Origin of the sequence: Rhodococcus sp. IEGM 1341 (genome assembly GCF_030056895.1) — a bacterium.
Lineage (GTDB): Bacteria > Actinomycetota > Actinomycetes > Mycobacteriales > Mycobacteriaceae > Rhodococcoides.
On sequence record NZ_JASHKV010000001.1, the window covers coordinates 362,035 to 378,302 of the forward strand.

The window sequence follows — 16,268 nt, forward strand, 5'->3', positions numbered from 1 at the left end:
CGGAGCACCGAGTCGGTGCGAGCAGGGTACGTGCAGAACGGTCGAAACCGAACTCAGAGTCCGGCAGCCTCCCGGAGCTTGCCGGCGCGGTCGGTGGACTCCCACGGAAGATCGATGTCGGTGCGGCCGAAGTGACCGTACGCCGCGGTGGGCGCGTAGATCGGTCGCAGCAGGTCCAGATCACGAATGATGGCACCGGGACGCAGGTCGAACACCTCGCTGATCGCCGCCTGAATGCGCGCGGGATCGGTCTTCTCGGTGCCGAACGTCTCGACGAACAACCCGACCGGTGCCGCCTTGCCGATGGCGTACGCCACCTGGACCTCGATGCGATCGGCGAGACCGGCAGCAACAGCGTTCTTCGCGACCCAGCGCATCGCGTACGCAGCACTGCGGTCCACCTTGGACGGGTCCTTGCCGGAGAACGCACCGCCACCGTGCCGTGCCATGCCGCCGTAGGTGTCGACGATGATCTTGCGGCCGGTCAGTCCGGCGTCGCCCATCGGTCCACCGAGGACGAACTTTCCGGTGGGATTGACCAACAGACGCACGTTGGACGTGTCCAGTGTCGGCACGTCCAACTCGGCGAGCACCGAGCCCAGCACCTTCTCCCGAATGTCGGGGGTGAGCAGGTTGTCGAGATCGATGTCGGCTGCGTGCTGAGTCGAGATCACGACGGTGTCGAGGCGAACGGCATTGTCACCGTCGTATTCGATCGTCACCTGCGTCTTGCCGTCCGGACGCAGGTACGGCAGCACTCCGCTCTTGCGGACCTCGGTCAGTCGCCGAGAGAGCCGGTGCGCCAACGCGATCGGCAGCGGCATCAGCTCGGGGGTGTCGGTGTTGGCGTAGCCGAACATCAACCCCTGATCCCCCGCGCCCTGACGGTCGATCTCGTCGTCGGACAGTCCCTCGACTCGGGCCTCGTGCGAGTGATCGACGCCCTGAGCGATCTCGGGAGACTGCGCGCCGATCGCGACGTTGACACCGCACGAATTTCCGTCGAACCCCTTGGCCGACGAGTCGTACCCGATCTCGAGCACCTTCTCGCGCACGATCTTGGGGATGTCGGCGTATGCGGTGGTGTTGACCTCACCCGCGACATGCACCTGGCCGGTCGTGACCAGAGTCTCCACGGCCACACGGGCACGCGGATCCTCCGTCAGCAGAGCATCGAGAATGGAATCGCTGATGGCGTCACAGATCTTGTCGGGGTGACCCTCTGTGACGGACTCGCTGGTGAAAAGCCGACTACCGGACTTGCTCACGGACTTCCTCTCGACGCATGTTCCTGCCCGACCCGACGCCTCGCGCCGGTCGGGCACTCCACGAAAATTGACGTTCCTTCGGTGTTATCGCCCCTGCCGGAGCCGCGCAAACCTCTACGGCACTACACGTGGTGCCCAGCACGGTAGCCGGTACGACATCGATCGTGCACTCTCGGCATCGTCACGAATTCGACCTCGGTCGAGTACTCCGCGCATCGAGCATCTGCGCCACAGAATCCAGCACGCGGCTCGCGAGGAGTGCTTTCGAGCCCTCGCCGAGCGCCGCTTCGGAACCGTCGGAACCGAGCAGCCAGCCGTCGTTGTGGTCGACCTCGAACGCCTTGCCGTCCCCGACGGCGTTGACCACGAGCAGGTCGCAGCCCTTGCGTTCGAGCTTGGCCCGCGCGTACGTCAGCACGTCTCCGTTCGCGTCCCCGGTCTCGGCGGCGAATCCGACGATGACCGTCGACGGTTCGAGCTCACCGTCGCGGCGAGCCGATACGAGGCCGGCGAGTATGTCGTCGTTGCGGACCAGCGGGATCGACGACGGTTCGTCGGCCCCCTTCTTGATCTTGCTGCCCGCGATGGATTCGGGGCGGAAGTCGGCGACCGCGGCCGCCATCACCACGGCGTCGACACCGACGGCAAGTTTGCGAACGGCCTCCTGCATGTCCGACGCCGTCTTGACGTGCACCACCTCGACCGCGGCCGGGGCGTCGAGGTCGCTGGTGTACCCGGCGACCAACGTCACCTGGGCTCCGCGTTGCGCTGCCACTCGCGCAAGCGCATATCCCTGCTTGCCCGAGCTTCGGTTGCCCAGAAAACGAACCGGATCGAGAGGCTCGCGAGTGCCCCCGGCAGAGACCAGAACACGGCGTCCTTCGAGATCTCGAGGGAGCGCATCCCCTCGCTCGGTCACCAGCATGGAGAGCGCGAAGATCTCGTCCGGCTCCGGTAGCCGACCCGACCCGGTGTCTCGCCCGGTCAGACGCCCCGATGCCGGTTCGATCACGTGTGTTCCGCGAGAACGAAGGGTCCCGACGTTGGCGACCGTCGCGGGGTGCTCCCACATCTCGGTGTGCATCGCCGGGGCCAGGACCACCGGGCACCGCGCCGTGAGCAGGGTGGCCGTCAGAAGATCGTCCGCACGTCCCCCGGCGATGCGGGCCATGAGGTCCGCGGTGGCGGGGGCGACGACGACGAGGTCTGCCTCCTGACCCAGTCGCACATGCGGGACCTCTGGCACGTCCGCGAAGACGCCGGTGTGTACCGGTTGGCCGGACAACGCCTCGAATGTCGCGCGCCCGACGAACTCCAGGGCGGATGCGGTCGGGATCACCCGGACCTGGTGCCCGCTCTCGGTGAAACTGCGGATGAGCGAACAACTCTTGTAGGCGGCGATACCTCCGCCGACTCCGACGACAACGTGCAAGTCAGATGTCCTCTGTGAGGTTCTTATTCGCCTTCGGTGTGCTCGAGCAGGTCTGCGTGGATCTCGCGGAGAGCGATCGACAGCGGCTTCTCCTGCAGACCCGGCTCGACCAGCGGTCCCACGTACTCGAGGATGCCGTCACCGAGCTGGTTGTAGTAGTCGTTGATCTGGCGGGCACGCTTGGCTGCGTAGATCACGAGGGCGTACTTGGACGAGGTGCGGGCGAGCAGCTCGTCGATGGGCGGATTGGTGATGCCGAGCGGCGTGTCGTAGGCCGGCAGAGCGCTGCGTCCGTCGAAGTCGGAAACGGCCGCTGAAATGCTGCTCACTGATGATCTCCTGAAATTGCATCGTTGGTGCTACGAACTAGCTGGTCGGGGCCTCGTGCGCCGTGAAAATGGTCAGCTGTTGCCGACCGACGACCTACCGACCAACAAGGATACCAACTGTTCGCACGAATGGTCGACATCGGTATTGACAACCACCGTGTCGAACTCGTCCTGTGCGGCCAGTTCCACCCGTGCGGTCTCCAATCTCCGGGCGGTGGCCGCGCTCTCCTCGGTCGCGCGCCCGACCAGACGAGAGACGAGGTCGTCCCACGTCGGTGGAGCCATGAACACCAGCATCGCCTCGGGCTTGGACACCCGCACGGCACGGGCACCGGCCAGATCGAGCTCGAGCAACACTGGGCTACCCGCCTCCAGCGCGGCCTCCACCGGTGCGGCCGGAGTCCCCGACCGCTGCAGACCTCCGTGAATGCTCGCCCACTCGAGCAACTCGTCGTCGGCGATCATCCGATCGAACTCATCGGCCGACACGAAGTGGTAATCCTGACCGTCCACCTCACCGGGCCGCGGTGCTCGCGTCGTGACCGACACGCTGAACACCAACTCGGGCAGCGCAGCACGCACGAGCCGAACGACACTGGACTTGCCGACGCCGGAGGGGCCGGACAACACCACCAACCGGCCGCGCTCGATCTCCGGGACCGATGTCGCCGCAGTGTCACTCACCGTCGTCAGGCCTCGAAATCGAACTTCGTCAACAGCGCCTTGCGCTGCCGATCTCCGAGACCGCGCAGTCGACGGGTGGGCGCGATCTCCAATTCCGTCATCAGCTCCGCGGCCTTGACCTTGCCCACCTTCGGCAGGGCCTCGAGCAACGCGGAGACCTTCATCTTTCCGAGAATCTCGTCCGTCTCGGCATCTGTGAGCACCTGCTTGAGATCGGTGCCGCCGCGCTTGAGGCGCTCCTTGAGCTCGGCGCGCGCCTTCCTGGCGATCGCTGCCTTCTCGAGGGCAGCGGCACGCTGCTCGGGCGTCAACTGGGGAAGGGCCACTGTCGGTTCCTCCGTCTTCTCGTTCTGGGCGATACGACGTGCACGATCACTGTCGGCACGTCGACCATCGATGTTCCACTGCCACGGACGACGTTCATCGGCGCTCCGCACCGGCGATCCGCACTGTTCGTCGGCAGCGCTAGCGACCGTACCGACGACTGCCGCTCACCGCTAACCCGCCCCCGAATGCCGGAGCGCGGCAGCGTCGACTATGCGAGACCGGCTTCGATCTCGTCGCGCAACCGCGTCGCTGCGTCGCGCAATGCCGTCACCGACGGGCCTGCCGCCAGGACACCCCGAGAGGAGTTGGGAAGCAACAGCTCACGCGAATCGCGGAAGATCTCCGCAAGATCTGCAACCGTTGCTCCCTGCGCTCCCAGACCCGGCGCGAGGATGGGTCCGGTGTAGTTCGACAGGTCGAGACCGTGATCACGAGTGGCACCGACGACCAAGCCCACCGTGTCGGCGTCGACGCGGTTGCGCTTCCCCGCCGCGTCGACGATCGACTGAGCCACCGACTCGCCGTCCGAGGTCGCCGCCTGCTGCAGGGCCGAGCCCTCCGCATTCGAGGTCCGAGCCAGCACGAACAGACCGCGCCGGTGTCGCACCGCTCGATCGACGGTATCCCCCAGTGAATCGAAGCCCAGGTACGGCGACACCGTCACTGCATCCGAGGACAACGGAGAATCGGGTTCCAGCCAGGCCTGCGCGTACGCATCCATCGTGGTTCCGATGTCGCCGCGCTTCGCATCGGAGATCACCAGGGTGCCCGCATCCCGAAGAACACTCACAGTGCGTTCGAGCACCGCATACCCGGCAGATCCGTACGCCTCGAAGAACGCCACCTGAGGCTTGACGATGGCCACCTCGCCGACGTACGCCTCGACGCACAGCTCGGCGAACACCTCGAGACCGTCCGCCGAGCGAGGCAGGTCCCACGCCGCGAGCAGCGCCGGGTGCGGATCGATTCCGACGCACAGTCGACCACGGGCCGCAACCGCGGCGCGCAACCGATCCGACCAGGTGTGATGGCTCACTCCACTCCCAGCCCCTGCTTCAGACCGGCGTGCAGGTCCTGCAACGAGCGAACACCGATTCCTCCGGCGATGCCGGCTTCGATGCCCTGCACCGCTGCCGATGCACCCTGCACCGTGGTGATGCACGGAATGTTCTGCGCCACTGCCGCGCTGCGGATCTCGTACCCGTCGACGCGGGGGCCGGAGTTGCCGTACGGGGTGTTGATCACCATGGCGATGTCACCGGCGAGAATCCGGTCGACGATGGTCCGCTCCCCTGCGGGCACGTCCTCACCGGACTGCTTGTAGACCTGCTCGCATTTGATTCCGTTGCGCCGCAACACATCTGCGGTTCCTTCGGTCGCCAAGATCGTGAAGCCCAGATCCGCCAGTCGCTTCACCGGGAAGATCAGTGATCGCTTGTCCTTGTTGGCCACCGATACGAACACCGCGCCACCCGCAGGCAACGAGCCGTACGCGGCAGTCTGACTCTTGGCGAACGCGGTACCGAAATCGAAGTCGATTCCCATCACCTCACCGGTGGACTTCATCTCCGGGCTCAGCAAGGTGTCCACTCCGGTCCCGTCCGCGCGGCGGAACCGGTTGAAGGGCAACACCGCTTCCTTGACGGCGATCGGGGATCCGGCCGGGACGGTGCCACCGTCTCCGGTCTCGGGCAGGATTCCCGCGGTCCGGAGTTCGGCGATGCTCTCCCCGAGCATGACGCGAGCGCAGGCCTTCGCGAGCTGCACTGCCGTCGCCTTGGACACGAACGGAACCGTGCGGCTCGCGCGAGGATTGGCTTCGAGGACGTACAGGATGTCGTCCTTGAGTGCGTACTGCACGTTGAGCAGACCGCGTACGCCGATGCCCTTCGCGAGCGCCTCGGTGGACCGTCGGACGTTCTCGATGTCGGTCTTGCCCAGCGTGATCGGCGGCAACGCACAGGCCGAGTCGCCGGAGTGGATACCGGCCTCCTCGATGTGTTCCATGATGCCGCCGATGTAGACCTCGGTGCCGTCGCACAGTGCGTCGACGTCGATTTCGACTGCGTCTTCGAGGAACCGGTCGACCAGCACCGGACGGTCGTCCGAGATCTCCGTCGCGTTGGAGATGTACGTGGCCAGCGATGCCTCGTCGTACACGATCTCCATGCCGCGTCCGCCGAGCACGTAGGACGGGCGCACCAGCACCGGGTAACCGATTCCGGCGGCGATCTCACGGGCTCCGTCGAACGTCGTTGCTGTGCCGTACTTCGCTGCCGGCAATCCGGCTGCGTCGAGCACCTTGCCGAACTCGCCCCGGTCCTCGGCGAGATCGATGGCCTCGGGCGACGTTCCGACGATCGGGACACCCGCGGCCTTCAGTCGCTTGGCCAGTCCGAGCGGGGTCTGACCGCCGAGCTGGACGATGACGCCCCGCACCGTGCCCGACGCGGCCTCGGCCCGGTACACCTCGAGGACGTCCTCGAAGGTCAGTGGCTCGAAGTACAGGCGGTCGGCGGTGTCGTAGTCGGTGGAGACGGTTTCCGGGTTGCAGTTGACCATCACCGTCTCGTACCCGGCCTCAGACAGTGTCTGCGCCGCGTGCACACAGCTGTAGTCGAATTCGATGCCCTGACCGATGCGGTTGGGACCCGAGCCCAGGATGAGCACCTTGGGGCGGTCCGGCTGCGGGGCCACCTCGGATTCGGCGTCGGGGTCGAGTTCGTAGGTGCCGTAGTGGTAAGGCGTCTTGGCCTCGAACTCTGCGGCGCAGGTGTCGACCGTCTTGTAGACCGGATGCACACCGAGCTCGGTACGCAGCGCACGCACACCGTCCTCACCGCCGAGTTCGGGACGCAGAGCGGCGATCTGGCGGTCGGACAGTCCGTGGTACTTCGCCTGACGCAGCAGCGCCTCGTCGAATTCGGCCGCCTCGCGGACCTGGACGCCGAGTTCGTGGATCTGCTGGAACTGATCGAGGAACCAGGGGTCGATCTTGGTGGCCTCGAAGAGCTGCTCGAGGGTGGCGCCCATCGCGAAGGCCTTCTCGATCCCGTACATCCGACCGTCCTGAGGAACGGACAGGTCCTTCAGCAGAGCGTCGAGGCTCTCGGCCTCGACCTCGGGGCCGGTCCAGTACCCCGCGCGCTTGGTTTCGAGCGAGCGCATCACCTTGCCGAATGCCTCGGTGAAGTTGCGGCCGATGGACATCGCCTCACCGACGGACTTCATCGTCGTGGTCAGCGTGCCGTCGGCACCGGGGAACTTCTCGAACGCGAACCGCGGTGCCTTGACGACCACGTAGTCCAGGGTCGGCTCGAAGCAGGCCGGGGTCTCGCGGGTGATGTCGTTGACGATCTCGTCGAGGGTGTAGCCGATGGCCAGCTTGGCGGCCATCTTCGCGATCGGGTAACCGGTTGCCTTCGATGCCAGTGCCGACGAGCGCGACACGCGGGGGTTCATCTCGATGACGACGAGGCGGCCGTCCGCAGGATCCATCGCGAACTGGATGTTGCAGCCACCGGTGTCGACGCCCACCTCACGCAGGATGTCGATGGAGAGGTCGCGCATCTTCTGGTACTCGCGGTCGGTCAGCGTCATGGCCGGGGCGACGGTCACCGAGTCGCCGGTGTGCACGCCAACTGGGTCCACGTTCTCGATGGAGCACACGATGACCACATTGTCGCGGCCGTCGCGCATGAGCTCGAGCTCGTATTCCTTCCAGCCGAGGATGGACTCCTCGATGAGGACGTTCGCCGTGGGCGAGGCGGCCAGCCCGCCGCCGGCGATCCGGGTCAGATCCTCGTCGTTGTATGCCAGTCCCGAACCCAGACCACCCATCGTGAACGACGGCCGGACGACAACCGGGAAGCCGAGCTCGGCAACGGTCGCACGGACCTCGTCCATCGTGTAGCAGACGGCCGACTTGGCGGATTCGCCACCGACCTTGGCCACGATGTCCTTGAACTTCTGGCGATCCTCGCCGCGCTGGATGGCGTCGAAGTCGGCACCGATCAGCTCGACGCCGTACTTGGTGAGAATGCCCTGATCGTGCAGTGCGACAGCGGCATTGAGTGCTGTCTGCCCACCGAGCGTGGCGAGCACGGCCTGGATGGGGTGACCCTGATCGGCCTCGCGGGCGAAGATCTTCTCGATGAATTCCGCGGTGATCGGCTCGACGTAGGTGGCGTCGGCGAACTCGGGGTCGGTCATGATCGTCGCGGGGTTGGAGTTGACGAGGCTGACGCGCAGTCCCTCCTCGCGCAGCACTCGGCAGGCCTGGGTGCCGGAGTAGTCGAACTCACAGGCCTGACCGATGACGATCGGGCCGGATCCGATGACCAGGACGTGGTTCAGGTCTGTGCGGCGTGGCATTACTTCTTCTCCTGAAGGACGCTGGTGAAACGGTCGAAGAGGTAGGCGGCGTCGTGTGGACCGGCCGCGGCCTCGGGGTGGTACTGCACGGAGAAGGCGCTTCCACTGATCAGTTCGACGCCTTCGACGGTGCCGTCGTTGGCGCAGGTGTGGCTGATCCGGGCGCGGCCGAAGTCGGTGTCGAACTCCTCGCCCGCTTCGCCCTCGAGTGCGAATCCGTGGTTCTGCGCGGTGATCGCGATGCGTCCGGTGGTGTGCTCGATGACCGGGATGTTGATGCCGCGGTGTCCGAACTTCATCTTGTAGGTGCCACGGCCCAGTGCCCGCCCGAAGATCTGATTTCCGAAGCAGATACCGAACAGCGGCAGCTCACGTTCGAGTACCTGCCTGGTCAACGCGACGCTGGTGTCCGCCGTGGCCGGGTCGCCCGGTCCGTTGGAGAGGAAGACACCGTCCGGGTTCAGTTCCAGAACCTGCTCGATGGTGGTGTTCGACGGCACCACGTGCACGCGGATACCGCGCTCGGCGAACATCCGCGGAGTGTTGGTCTTGATACCGAGATCGACTGCGACGACGGTGAACCGAGCATCACCGGACGGCTCGATGGTGTAGCCGGCTCCGGTGGTCACTTCACCGGCGAGGTCGGCACCGAGCATGGACGGCTGACCGACCACCTGCTCTAGCATCTCCTCCGAGGTGCCGAGCGCGTCGCCGGAGAACACTCCCGCTCGCATCGAGCCGCGGGTGCGCAGGTGCCGTACCAGGGCGCGTGTGTCGATTCCGGCGATGCCCACCACGTTCTGGGCCTCGAGCTGATCCTGCAGAGTTCCGGTCGAGCGCCAACTCGAGGTGCGGCGCGCCGGATCTCGCACGACGTAGCCGGCGACCCAGATCTTGTTCGGATCCTGGGCGCTGGCGGCTTCACCGTCCTCTTGGTTCCAGCCGGTGTTACCGATCTGCGGCGCGGTCGCGACGACGATCTGTCGGTGATAGCTCGGGTCGGTGAGGGTCTCCTGGTACCCGGTCATTCCGGTGCAGAACACGGCCTCCCCGAGGGTGCGCCCCTGTGCGCCGAAAGTGGTGCCGCGGAATGTCCGGCCGTCCTCCAGAACAAGAACTGCGCTGCTCACGCGGTTTCCTCCTTGGTTTCTCCGGTGGAACTCGCTGTCCACACCGGGTAGATCTGCTTGTCGTCGGCCCGGAAGCCGGTGTCTATCTCGGTCCCCGTCGGGAGCTCCCAGCGAATGACCAGGAGCCCGTCCTTGGTCATGACCTTGCCCGCCAACCCGCGTTCGGTGCGAATCGCGCGGATCGATTCCGCCGGAATCCAGATGGGAGATTCACCGTCTCGATCGAGCAGAATGCCCTTCTCGTATCGCGACAGTTCACCGGTGGCGCGGTGGCCGATGTCGCCGACGGCGATGCGGTCCTGCCAGCTCGGCGCGATGGTGCTGCCGACGTACAGGCCGGTGCTGGGCTCGATGTGAGTGGCACCCAGGTTCTCGGGCACGGCGGGGAAGTCACCGATTCGCTCTTCCTGGCGCTTCTGCCGTCCTCGCCAACCCCAGAAGATCAGCGCGATCATCAGCGCCCAGAACAGGATGAACCCGATGACGATGAGAACTCTGTCCACGGCTCTACTCCCCTGCCCTGTTCGCCACTGAACCTCTGTTTGCTACTGCGCCGTCGCGGACGGTGATTCGTCCGCGCAACACGGTCGTGGTCACCCTCGAGGAGAAGGTCATGTCCTCGAACGGCGTGTTGTGCGCGACGCTGGCCAGCTTCTTGCCCGAGACGGTCCAACTCGCATTCGGGTCCACCAGCGTGAGGTTGGCGATCTCGCCGACCTCGATGGGCCGTCCCTGATCGGCCAATCCGACGATCTGGGCGGGACGCTCGCTCATCACCCGCGCCACGCCGCGCCAATCGAGCAGTCCAGGAGTCACCATCGTGTCGACGACGATGGACAGTGCGGTTTCCAGCCCGAGCATCCCGGGACGGGCTATCGAGAACTCACAGCACTTGTCCTGTTCGGCATGCGGAGCATGATCGGTTGCCACACAATCGATCACACCGTCCGCGAGCCCTCGACGGAGGGCGTCGACATCGGACTTCTCGCGCAGTGGTGGATTCACTTTGTTGATCGCGTCGTACGTTTCCAGACGCGAATCGTCCAGCAACAGATGATGCGGGGTGACCTCGGCAGTGATCGAAATGCCCTGTCCACGAGCCCACTTCATCAACTCGACGGTGCCCGCGGTGGACGCATGGCAGATGTGCACCCGTGCACCCGCGTCTCGGGCGAGCAGGGCGTCGCGAGCGACGATCGATTCCTCGGCCGCGCGTGGCCAACCGGCCAGTCCGAGCCGCGCCGCGGTGGGCCCCTCGTGTGCGACGGCACCGACGGTGAGCCTGGGCTCCTCGGCGTGCTGAGCGATGAGAACACCGAGCGAACTGGAATACTCCAACGCCCGACGCATGATCAGTGGATCGTCGACGCAGTGGCCGTCGTCCGAGAACATCTTCACCCGGCCGATTCCCGCTGCCATCGTGGCCATCTCGGCGAGCTGCTTGCCCTTCAGACCGACGGTGATCGCACCGACCGGGTGGACGTCGACGAGGCCGACTTCCTGTCCCCGACGCCAGACGTGATCGGTGACCACCACCGAGTCGGCAACCGGATCGGTGTTCGCCATCGCGAACACCGCGGTGTAGCCGCCGAGAGCCGCTGCTGCCGAACCGGATTCGATCGTTTCGGTGTCCTCGCGGCCGGGCTCGCGCAGGTGCGTGTGCATGTCGACGAATCCGGGCAGCAGAATCTGGCCGCGGGCATCGACCACTTCGGCACCGTCGGCGTCGAGGTCCGAACCGATTCCGGCGATCTCTTCGCCGGTGATCAGAACGTCGGTTTCGGGGCCCTCGCCGAACAGCAGCACGCCGCGGAGTAGGACGGAGGTCGCAGGTGCGTTCACGACGCACCCCCGTCCGAACCGACCAGCAATCGGAACAGCACCGCCATCCGCACGTGAACTCCATTCGTAACCTGTTGCAGGACTGCAGTTTTCGGAGAATCGGCCACCGAGGACGCGATCTCCATACCGCGAAGCATCGGGCCCGGGTGCAGGACGACGGCGTGCTCGGGCAGCAGGTCGAGCCGGCGCTGCGAGAGCCCGTATGTGATCGAGTACTCACGAGCGGAGGGGAAGAACCCGCCGTTCATTCGCTCGGCCTGCACTCTGAGCATCAGCACCGCGTCCAGACCGGGCAGTTCGGCGTCGATGTCGTGCGAGACCCGCACCGGCCAGCCGGTCACTCCGACGGGCAGCAGGGTCGGTGGCGCGATCAGCACCACTTCGGCACCGAGCGTGGCCAGCAGGATCGCATTCGAGCGCGCCACCCGGCTGTGCAGGATGTCGCCGACGATCGCCACTCGACGGCCGGCGATGTCCCCGAGTCGTTGACGAACCGTCAGCGCGTCGAGCAGGGCCTGGGTGGGGTGTTCGTGCGTACCGTCGCCTGCGTTGATCACCGCCGGGCCGCCACCAGGAGTGGAGCCTGCGGAACGACCATCGAGGCCAGGAGTGGAGCCTGCGGAACGACCGTCGAGGCCAGTTCCCTGATCGGCGGTCCATTGTGCGATCTGGTGTGCAGCACCCGATGCCGGGTGTCGGACGATGAGGGCGTCGGCACCGGCGGCGCGCAACGTCATCGCGGTGTCGCGGAGCGACTCCCCCTTCGACACCGACGAGCTGCTGGCGCTGACGTTGATGACATCGGCGCTCATCCACTTGCCTGCGACCTCGAACGACACGCGGGTGCGCGTCGAGTTCTCGAAGAACACCGTCATGATGGTGCGCCCGCGCAGTGTCGGTAGTTTCTTGACCTCGCGGCCGAGAAGCGCCTGCTCGAACCGTTCGGCTTCGTCGAGTATCTCGGTGGCCGATTCGGCCGTCAGGTCGGCGACCGAGAGCAAGTGCTTCATCGAGCGGATCCTCCCTCGGACAGGCTGACGCCGTCACGGCCGTCGTGTTCGGAGAGCAGCACCGACACGTCCTCGGTGCGCGCTGTGGGGACGTTCTTGCCGACGTAGTCCGCACGAAGCGGAAGTTCGCGATGGCCGCGGTCGATGAGGACCGCCAGCTGCACCGCACGGGGGCGACCGAGGTCACGCAGTGCGTCGAGCGCGGACCGTACGGTTCGCCCGGAGAACAGTACGTCGTCGACGAGTACGACCAGTGCGTCGTCGACGCCGCCTGTGGGCACCGAGGTGCGCTCGAGTGGTCGGTGCGGCTTGTTCCGCAGATCGTCGCGGTAGAGAGTGATGTCGAGGGACCCGAGCGGAGGCCGCACGCCCGAAAATGCCTCGATACGTTCTGCGAGTCGTTCCGCCAGCGTGGTCCCACGCGTGGGGATGCCCAGTAGCACCACGCGCGGCGAGTCCGCGGCGTCGAGGGCCGTCTTCTCGATGATCTGATGGGCCATGCGGGAGATGGTGCGTCCCACATCGGCCGAGGACAGCAATTCGCGAACGGCGGGGTTCGCGGACGAGCTTTCGGGCGCAGGCAAACTACGACCTCCTTCTCCGCCTCTCTGGACGGATCGTTAAAGGATGTCTGACAACAACTGCGTAGAGCCTAGCAACGCTCTGCGAACCGAGACCAGCAGGCTCGCAGAGCGTTCGGTCACACGTGCGTCGACCGTGCGCTCACTGCTCGGCGTCGACCGACGCTTCACCGGACGCATCGGACTGCGTACGACTCGAGACGGCCGCGGCCGCGGCGCGTACCTGCGGCGCGACCAGGACGATCTGACCCAGCACGCCGTTGACGAAGCCGGGCGAATCGTCGGTGGACAGCTGTTTGGCCAGCTCGACGGCTTCGTCGACGGCGACGACCGGTGGGACGTCGGTGGCGTGGAACAACTCCCACACCGCAACGCGCAGGATGGCCCTGTCCACTGCAGGCAGACGAGTGAGCGTCCAGTCCTTGAGGTGATCGGCGATCACGCCGTCGAGGCGATCGAGATTCTCGGCTACGCCCTCGACCAAGGTCGAGGTGTATTCACTGACGGGAGCAATCGTGTCGTCGCCGCGTGCGAGTTCGATGCGCTCGGTGGTCAGGTTCACCGGGTCGACGTTGCGCGCCTCCGCCTCGAACAGAAAGTCCACCGCCCGCTTGCGGGCCTTGTGACGCGCACCCAGCTTCTTCGCACCGGGGGCACCGTTCTGCGAGGCGGAGGATGTCGACTTCTTCGATGACACGTTAGGAGTTCACACGCCCGAGGTAGTTTCCGTCACGTGAGTCGACCTTGAGCTTGTCGCCGGTGTTGATGAACAGCGGCACCGAGATCTCGGCTCCGGTCTCGAGGGTCGCCGGCTTGGTGCCGCCGGTGGAGCGATCGCCCTGCAGGCCGGGATCGGTGTGCTTGACCTCGAGCTCGACGGTGACGGGGAGCTCGACGTACAGCGGAACGCCCTCGTGCATGGCGACCTGAACGCGCAGGTTCTCGAGCAGGAAGCGTGCGCCGTCACCGACGGTGGCCTCACCGATCGAGAGCTGGTCGTATGTGTCGGCGTCCATGAACACGTAGTCGCTACCGTCGTGGTAGAGGTACGTCATGTCGCGGCGGTCGACCGTTGCGGTCTCGACCTTCACACCGGCGTTGAACGTCTTGTCGACGACCTTGCCCGAAAGCACGTTCTTGAGCTTGGTCCGCACGAATGCGGGTCCCTTACCGGGCTTGACGTGCTGGAATTCGATGATCGACCACAGCTGGTTCTCCAGGTTGAGAACCAGTCCGTTCTTGAAATCGCTGGTGGAAGCCACTTGCTTCGCGTCTCCTCAATCGTTTGTGCGCGTGACGCGCCGTCGGTCACGTGCGGGATTCGCTCCCGCCCGTGCGCTAGACGGACGTGAGTTCCTTGCTTGTCAGGGTGAGCAGTTCCGGACCCCCGTCGCGAACGACGAGTGTGTCCTCGATCCGAACGCCGCCGCGACCGGAGAAGTAGACACCCGGCTCGACGGTGACCGCTGCACCGCTCAGCAGTGTACCGGTGCTCGTCTTCGCGATTCCCGGCGCTTCGTGGATTTCCAGGCCGACGCCATGGCCGAGCCCGTGGAGGAAGTACTCCCCGTACCCTGCGTCCTCGATCACCGAGCGTGACGCGGCGTCGACCGAGGCGGTGGTCACTCCCGGTGCCAGGGCTTCGCGACCGGCAGTCTGCGACCGCTGCACCAGCTCGTACAGATCGCGCTGCCACTGCGCGGGAGTACCGATGACGAAGGTTCGAGTCATGTCCGAGTGGTAGCCGCCGACGAGTGCGCCGAAGTCGAGCTTGACGAAGTCGCCGTCGGCCAACACCGCATCGGTGGGCCGGTGGTGCGGGACCGCCGAGTTGGCTCCCGCAGCAACGATGGTCTCGAACGAGATCGCATCGGCACCGTGGTCGAGCATCGCCGATTCCAGCTCCCGGGCCACCTCACGCTCGGTCCGGCCTGCTCGGATACCGCCCCCACCGATCAATCGAGCCAGGGCCTCGTCGGCGGCGCGGCAGGCGTCCCGGAGCAACGCCACCTCGAACTCGTCCTTGACCATGCGCAACGACTCCACGACACCCGGTGCACGCACCAACTCCGCAGCATCGTCGAGCTCGGACCACGCGCGATGGGCGTCGACGGTCACCACATGACTCTCGAAACCGATTCGGCCGCCGCTACCCGACACGCCCGATCGAAGCAGGTGTATCGCCGACGCCCGGTCGATCTCGGCCCGAAGATCCGGCACCTGCTCGGCCACCTGGGTGACGTACCGACCGTCGGTGCAGATCACCGTCCGATCCTCGTCACCGGCCGAATCGGCCACCGAGACCAGTAGCGCGGCGTTGGACCCGGTGAATCCAGTCAGATATCGCACGTTGAGAAGATCGGTGATCAGCATCGAATCGAGTCCGTCGGCGACCAACAGTTCTCGCAGGGCACCACGACGGGCACCGAAATCGGCAGGCATGAGCCCGACATTACCGATCGCCCCACAGGCTCACCCTCCCCCGACCGGCTCGTCGAACTTGTGGGCCCCGACACACAAACTTCGACGTGCGGATATGCTGTGCCGCATGACTGGGTGGGCAGTGCGTGGCATAAGTATGGGATTGGTCAACGTCGTCGTTCGACTGCTGCTGGGGGCAGCAGTGTCGATGTGGCCGCTGAGCGGATCGGCACTGCGCTGGGTGGCATACGCCCTCGTGCTGCTCGTCATCATCGTGTGGGCCGGCATCGATGGAATCCGCGACCGGCGCAAGCATCCCGACCCCGAGGACGGCGAGGACCTCACCATGGTCTGGCTCAAAGCCGCTGTGGTCGGTGGACTCCTCGGTGGTCTCCTGAGCTGGATCGTCGACTTCTTCGTCGACTTCAGCCTGGGCCAGAACGGTCTGGTCTTCGAGCTCACGTCCGGAGCCGCGTTCACAATTCTCACCATCTTCATCGGTGCCAGCGTCGCGGTGTTCGTGGGACGACAGATCGTCAACCGCGAGGCCAAGAAGAAGTTGGCCACCTCGGACGCCGAACGCGCGCACGACCGCCAGCTGGTCAACGCCGGCCAGGAGAACCGTTCGGGTCAAGCAGAGGCGACGCGGACCGAACCCACGCGGACCGACACGCAGTGGGCTCCCGAGCACGGCGACGCCGACACCGAGGTGTTCTCGGCAGTGGAAGCGGACGGCAAGCCGCGGCTGGACAAGCGCGGCCGCCACGGCAGCGCCGACGGTTCCTGACTCCCCTACATCGACCTACGGGCGGTGATCGACGCTGTACGCGTCGATCACCGCCCGTTGTCGTCAGGCCCCGAGACGGGCCG

Annotated in this window: 16 protein-coding genes; 1 reads left to right on the forward strand and 15 read right to left on the reverse strand. The window is 65.8% G+C overall.

What is annotated here, in order from left to right:
- Window positions 1–53 precede the first annotated feature (53 nt).
- The 15 genes from metK to QM615_RS01510 form a co-directional block, all read right to left on the reverse strand.
- Window positions 54–1,268: a methionine adenosyltransferase gene (gene metK, locus QM615_RS01440; protein ID WP_037189390.1), complete on the reverse strand. Its 1,215-nt coding sequence runs from the start codon at window positions 1,266–1,268 to the stop codon at window positions 54–56.
- 181 nt (window positions 1,269–1,449) lie between these two features.
- A complete protein-coding gene (gene coaBC, locus QM615_RS01445; protein WP_502941866.1) occupies window positions 1,450–2,727 on the reverse strand; it encodes a bifunctional phosphopantothenoylcysteine decarboxylase/phosphopantothenate--cysteine ligase CoaBC in 1,278 nt (425 codons plus the stop codon).
- Complete coding sequence (gene rpoZ / locus QM615_RS01450; RefSeq protein ID WP_032377808.1) at window positions 2,724–3,029, reverse strand: DNA-directed RNA polymerase subunit omega; 306 nt, start codon at window positions 3,027–3,029, stop codon at window positions 2,724–2,726. The genes coaBC and rpoZ overlap by 4 nt, the downstream gene beginning before the upstream one ends.
- Window positions 3,030–3,101: 72 nt before the next feature.
- Entirely contained in the window at window positions 3,102–3,713 is a 612-nt protein-coding gene (gmk, locus tag QM615_RS01455; RefSeq protein ID WP_269594165.1) for a guanylate kinase, read from the reverse strand.
- A gap of 5 nt (window positions 3,714–3,718) precedes the next feature.
- Window positions 3,719–4,039 carry an integration host factor, actinobacterial type gene (gene mihF / locus QM615_RS01460; protein ID WP_008716579.1) on the reverse strand — a complete coding sequence of 107 codons (321 nt, stop codon included), beginning with the start codon at window positions 4,037–4,039 and terminating at the stop codon, window positions 3,719–3,721.
- 209 nt (window positions 4,040–4,248) lie between these two features.
- A complete protein-coding gene (gene pyrF / locus QM615_RS01465) occupies window positions 4,249–5,076 on the reverse strand; it encodes an orotidine-5'-phosphate decarboxylase (RefSeq protein ID WP_269594166.1) in 828 nt (275 codons plus the stop codon).
- Window positions 5,073–8,414: a carbamoyl-phosphate synthase large subunit gene (carB, locus tag QM615_RS01470; RefSeq protein WP_269594167.1), complete on the reverse strand. Its 3,342-nt coding sequence runs from the start codon at window positions 8,412–8,414 to the stop codon at window positions 5,073–5,075. Before carB ends, pyrF begins: the two co-directional genes overlap by 4 nt.
- Window positions 8,414–9,544, reverse strand: a complete 1,131-nt coding sequence (carA, locus tag QM615_RS01475) for a glutamine-hydrolyzing carbamoyl-phosphate synthase small subunit (protein ID WP_269594168.1) — start codon at window positions 9,542–9,544, stop codon at window positions 8,414–8,416. Before carA ends, carB begins: the two co-directional genes overlap by 1 nt.
- On the reverse strand, window positions 9,541–10,047 hold the full coding sequence (locus QM615_RS01480) for a PH-like domain-containing protein (RefSeq protein WP_269594169.1): 507 nt from the start codon (window positions 10,045–10,047) through the stop codon (window positions 9,541–9,543). The genes carA and QM615_RS01480 overlap by 4 nt, the downstream gene beginning before the upstream one ends.
- 4 nt (window positions 10,048–10,051) lie before the next feature.
- A complete protein-coding gene (locus QM615_RS01485; RefSeq protein ID WP_269594170.1) occupies window positions 10,052–11,386 on the reverse strand; it encodes a dihydroorotase in 1,335 nt (444 codons plus the stop codon).
- A complete protein-coding gene (locus QM615_RS01490; RefSeq protein WP_149405845.1) occupies window positions 11,383–12,396 on the reverse strand; it encodes an aspartate carbamoyltransferase catalytic subunit in 1,014 nt (337 codons plus the stop codon). Before QM615_RS01490 ends, QM615_RS01485 begins: the two co-directional genes overlap by 4 nt.
- A complete protein-coding gene (pyrR, locus tag QM615_RS01495; protein ID WP_094641904.1) occupies window positions 12,393–12,980 on the reverse strand; it encodes a bifunctional pyr operon transcriptional regulator/uracil phosphoribosyltransferase PyrR in 588 nt (195 codons plus the stop codon). Before pyrR ends, QM615_RS01490 begins: the two co-directional genes overlap by 4 nt.
- A 139-nt stretch (window positions 12,981–13,119) precedes the next feature.
- Window positions 13,120–13,674, reverse strand: a complete 555-nt coding sequence (gene nusB, locus QM615_RS01500) for a transcription antitermination factor NusB (protein WP_149405846.1) — start codon at window positions 13,672–13,674, stop codon at window positions 13,120–13,122.
- 1 nt (window position 13,675) lies between these two features.
- Window positions 13,676–14,239, reverse strand: coding sequence for an elongation factor P (gene efp, locus QM615_RS01505; protein WP_027496978.1), 564 nt, complete (start codon window positions 14,237–14,239; stop codon window positions 13,676–13,678).
- 76 nt (window positions 14,240–14,315) lie between these two features.
- Window positions 14,316–15,419, reverse strand: coding sequence for a M24 family metallopeptidase (locus tag QM615_RS01510; protein WP_149405847.1), 1,104 nt, complete (start codon window positions 15,417–15,419; stop codon window positions 14,316–14,318).
- A 106-nt stretch (window positions 15,420–15,525) separates the two neighbouring features.
- Here QM615_RS01510 and QM615_RS01515 point away from each other — a divergent pair, with 106 nt between their 5' ends.
- The gene (locus QM615_RS01515; RefSeq protein ID WP_149405848.1) at window positions 15,526–16,185 is read left to right on the forward strand and encodes a B-4DMT family transporter; all 660 of its coding nucleotides are present in this window, start codon (window positions 15,526–15,528) and stop codon (window positions 16,183–16,185) included.
- Window positions 16,186–16,268: the final 83 nt, after the last annotated feature.

Excerpts from the sequence above, each read along its gene's own strand:
- carB (WP_269594167.1), bottom strand. The coding sequence starts at position 8,414 with ATGCCACGCCGCACAGACCTGAACCACGTCCTGGTCATCGGATCCGGC.
- QM615_RS01490 (WP_149405845.1), bottom strand. The coding sequence starts at position 12,396 with ATGAAGCACTTGCTCTCGGTCGCCGACCTGACGGCCGAATCGGCCACC.
- QM615_RS01510 (WP_149405847.1), bottom strand. The coding sequence starts at position 15,419 with ATGCCTGCCGATTTCGGTGCCCGTCGTGGTGCCCTGCGAGAACTGTTG.
- QM615_RS01515 (WP_149405848.1), top strand. The coding sequence starts at position 15,526 with ATGACTGGGTGGGCAGTGCGTGGCATAAGTATGGGATTGGTCAACGTC.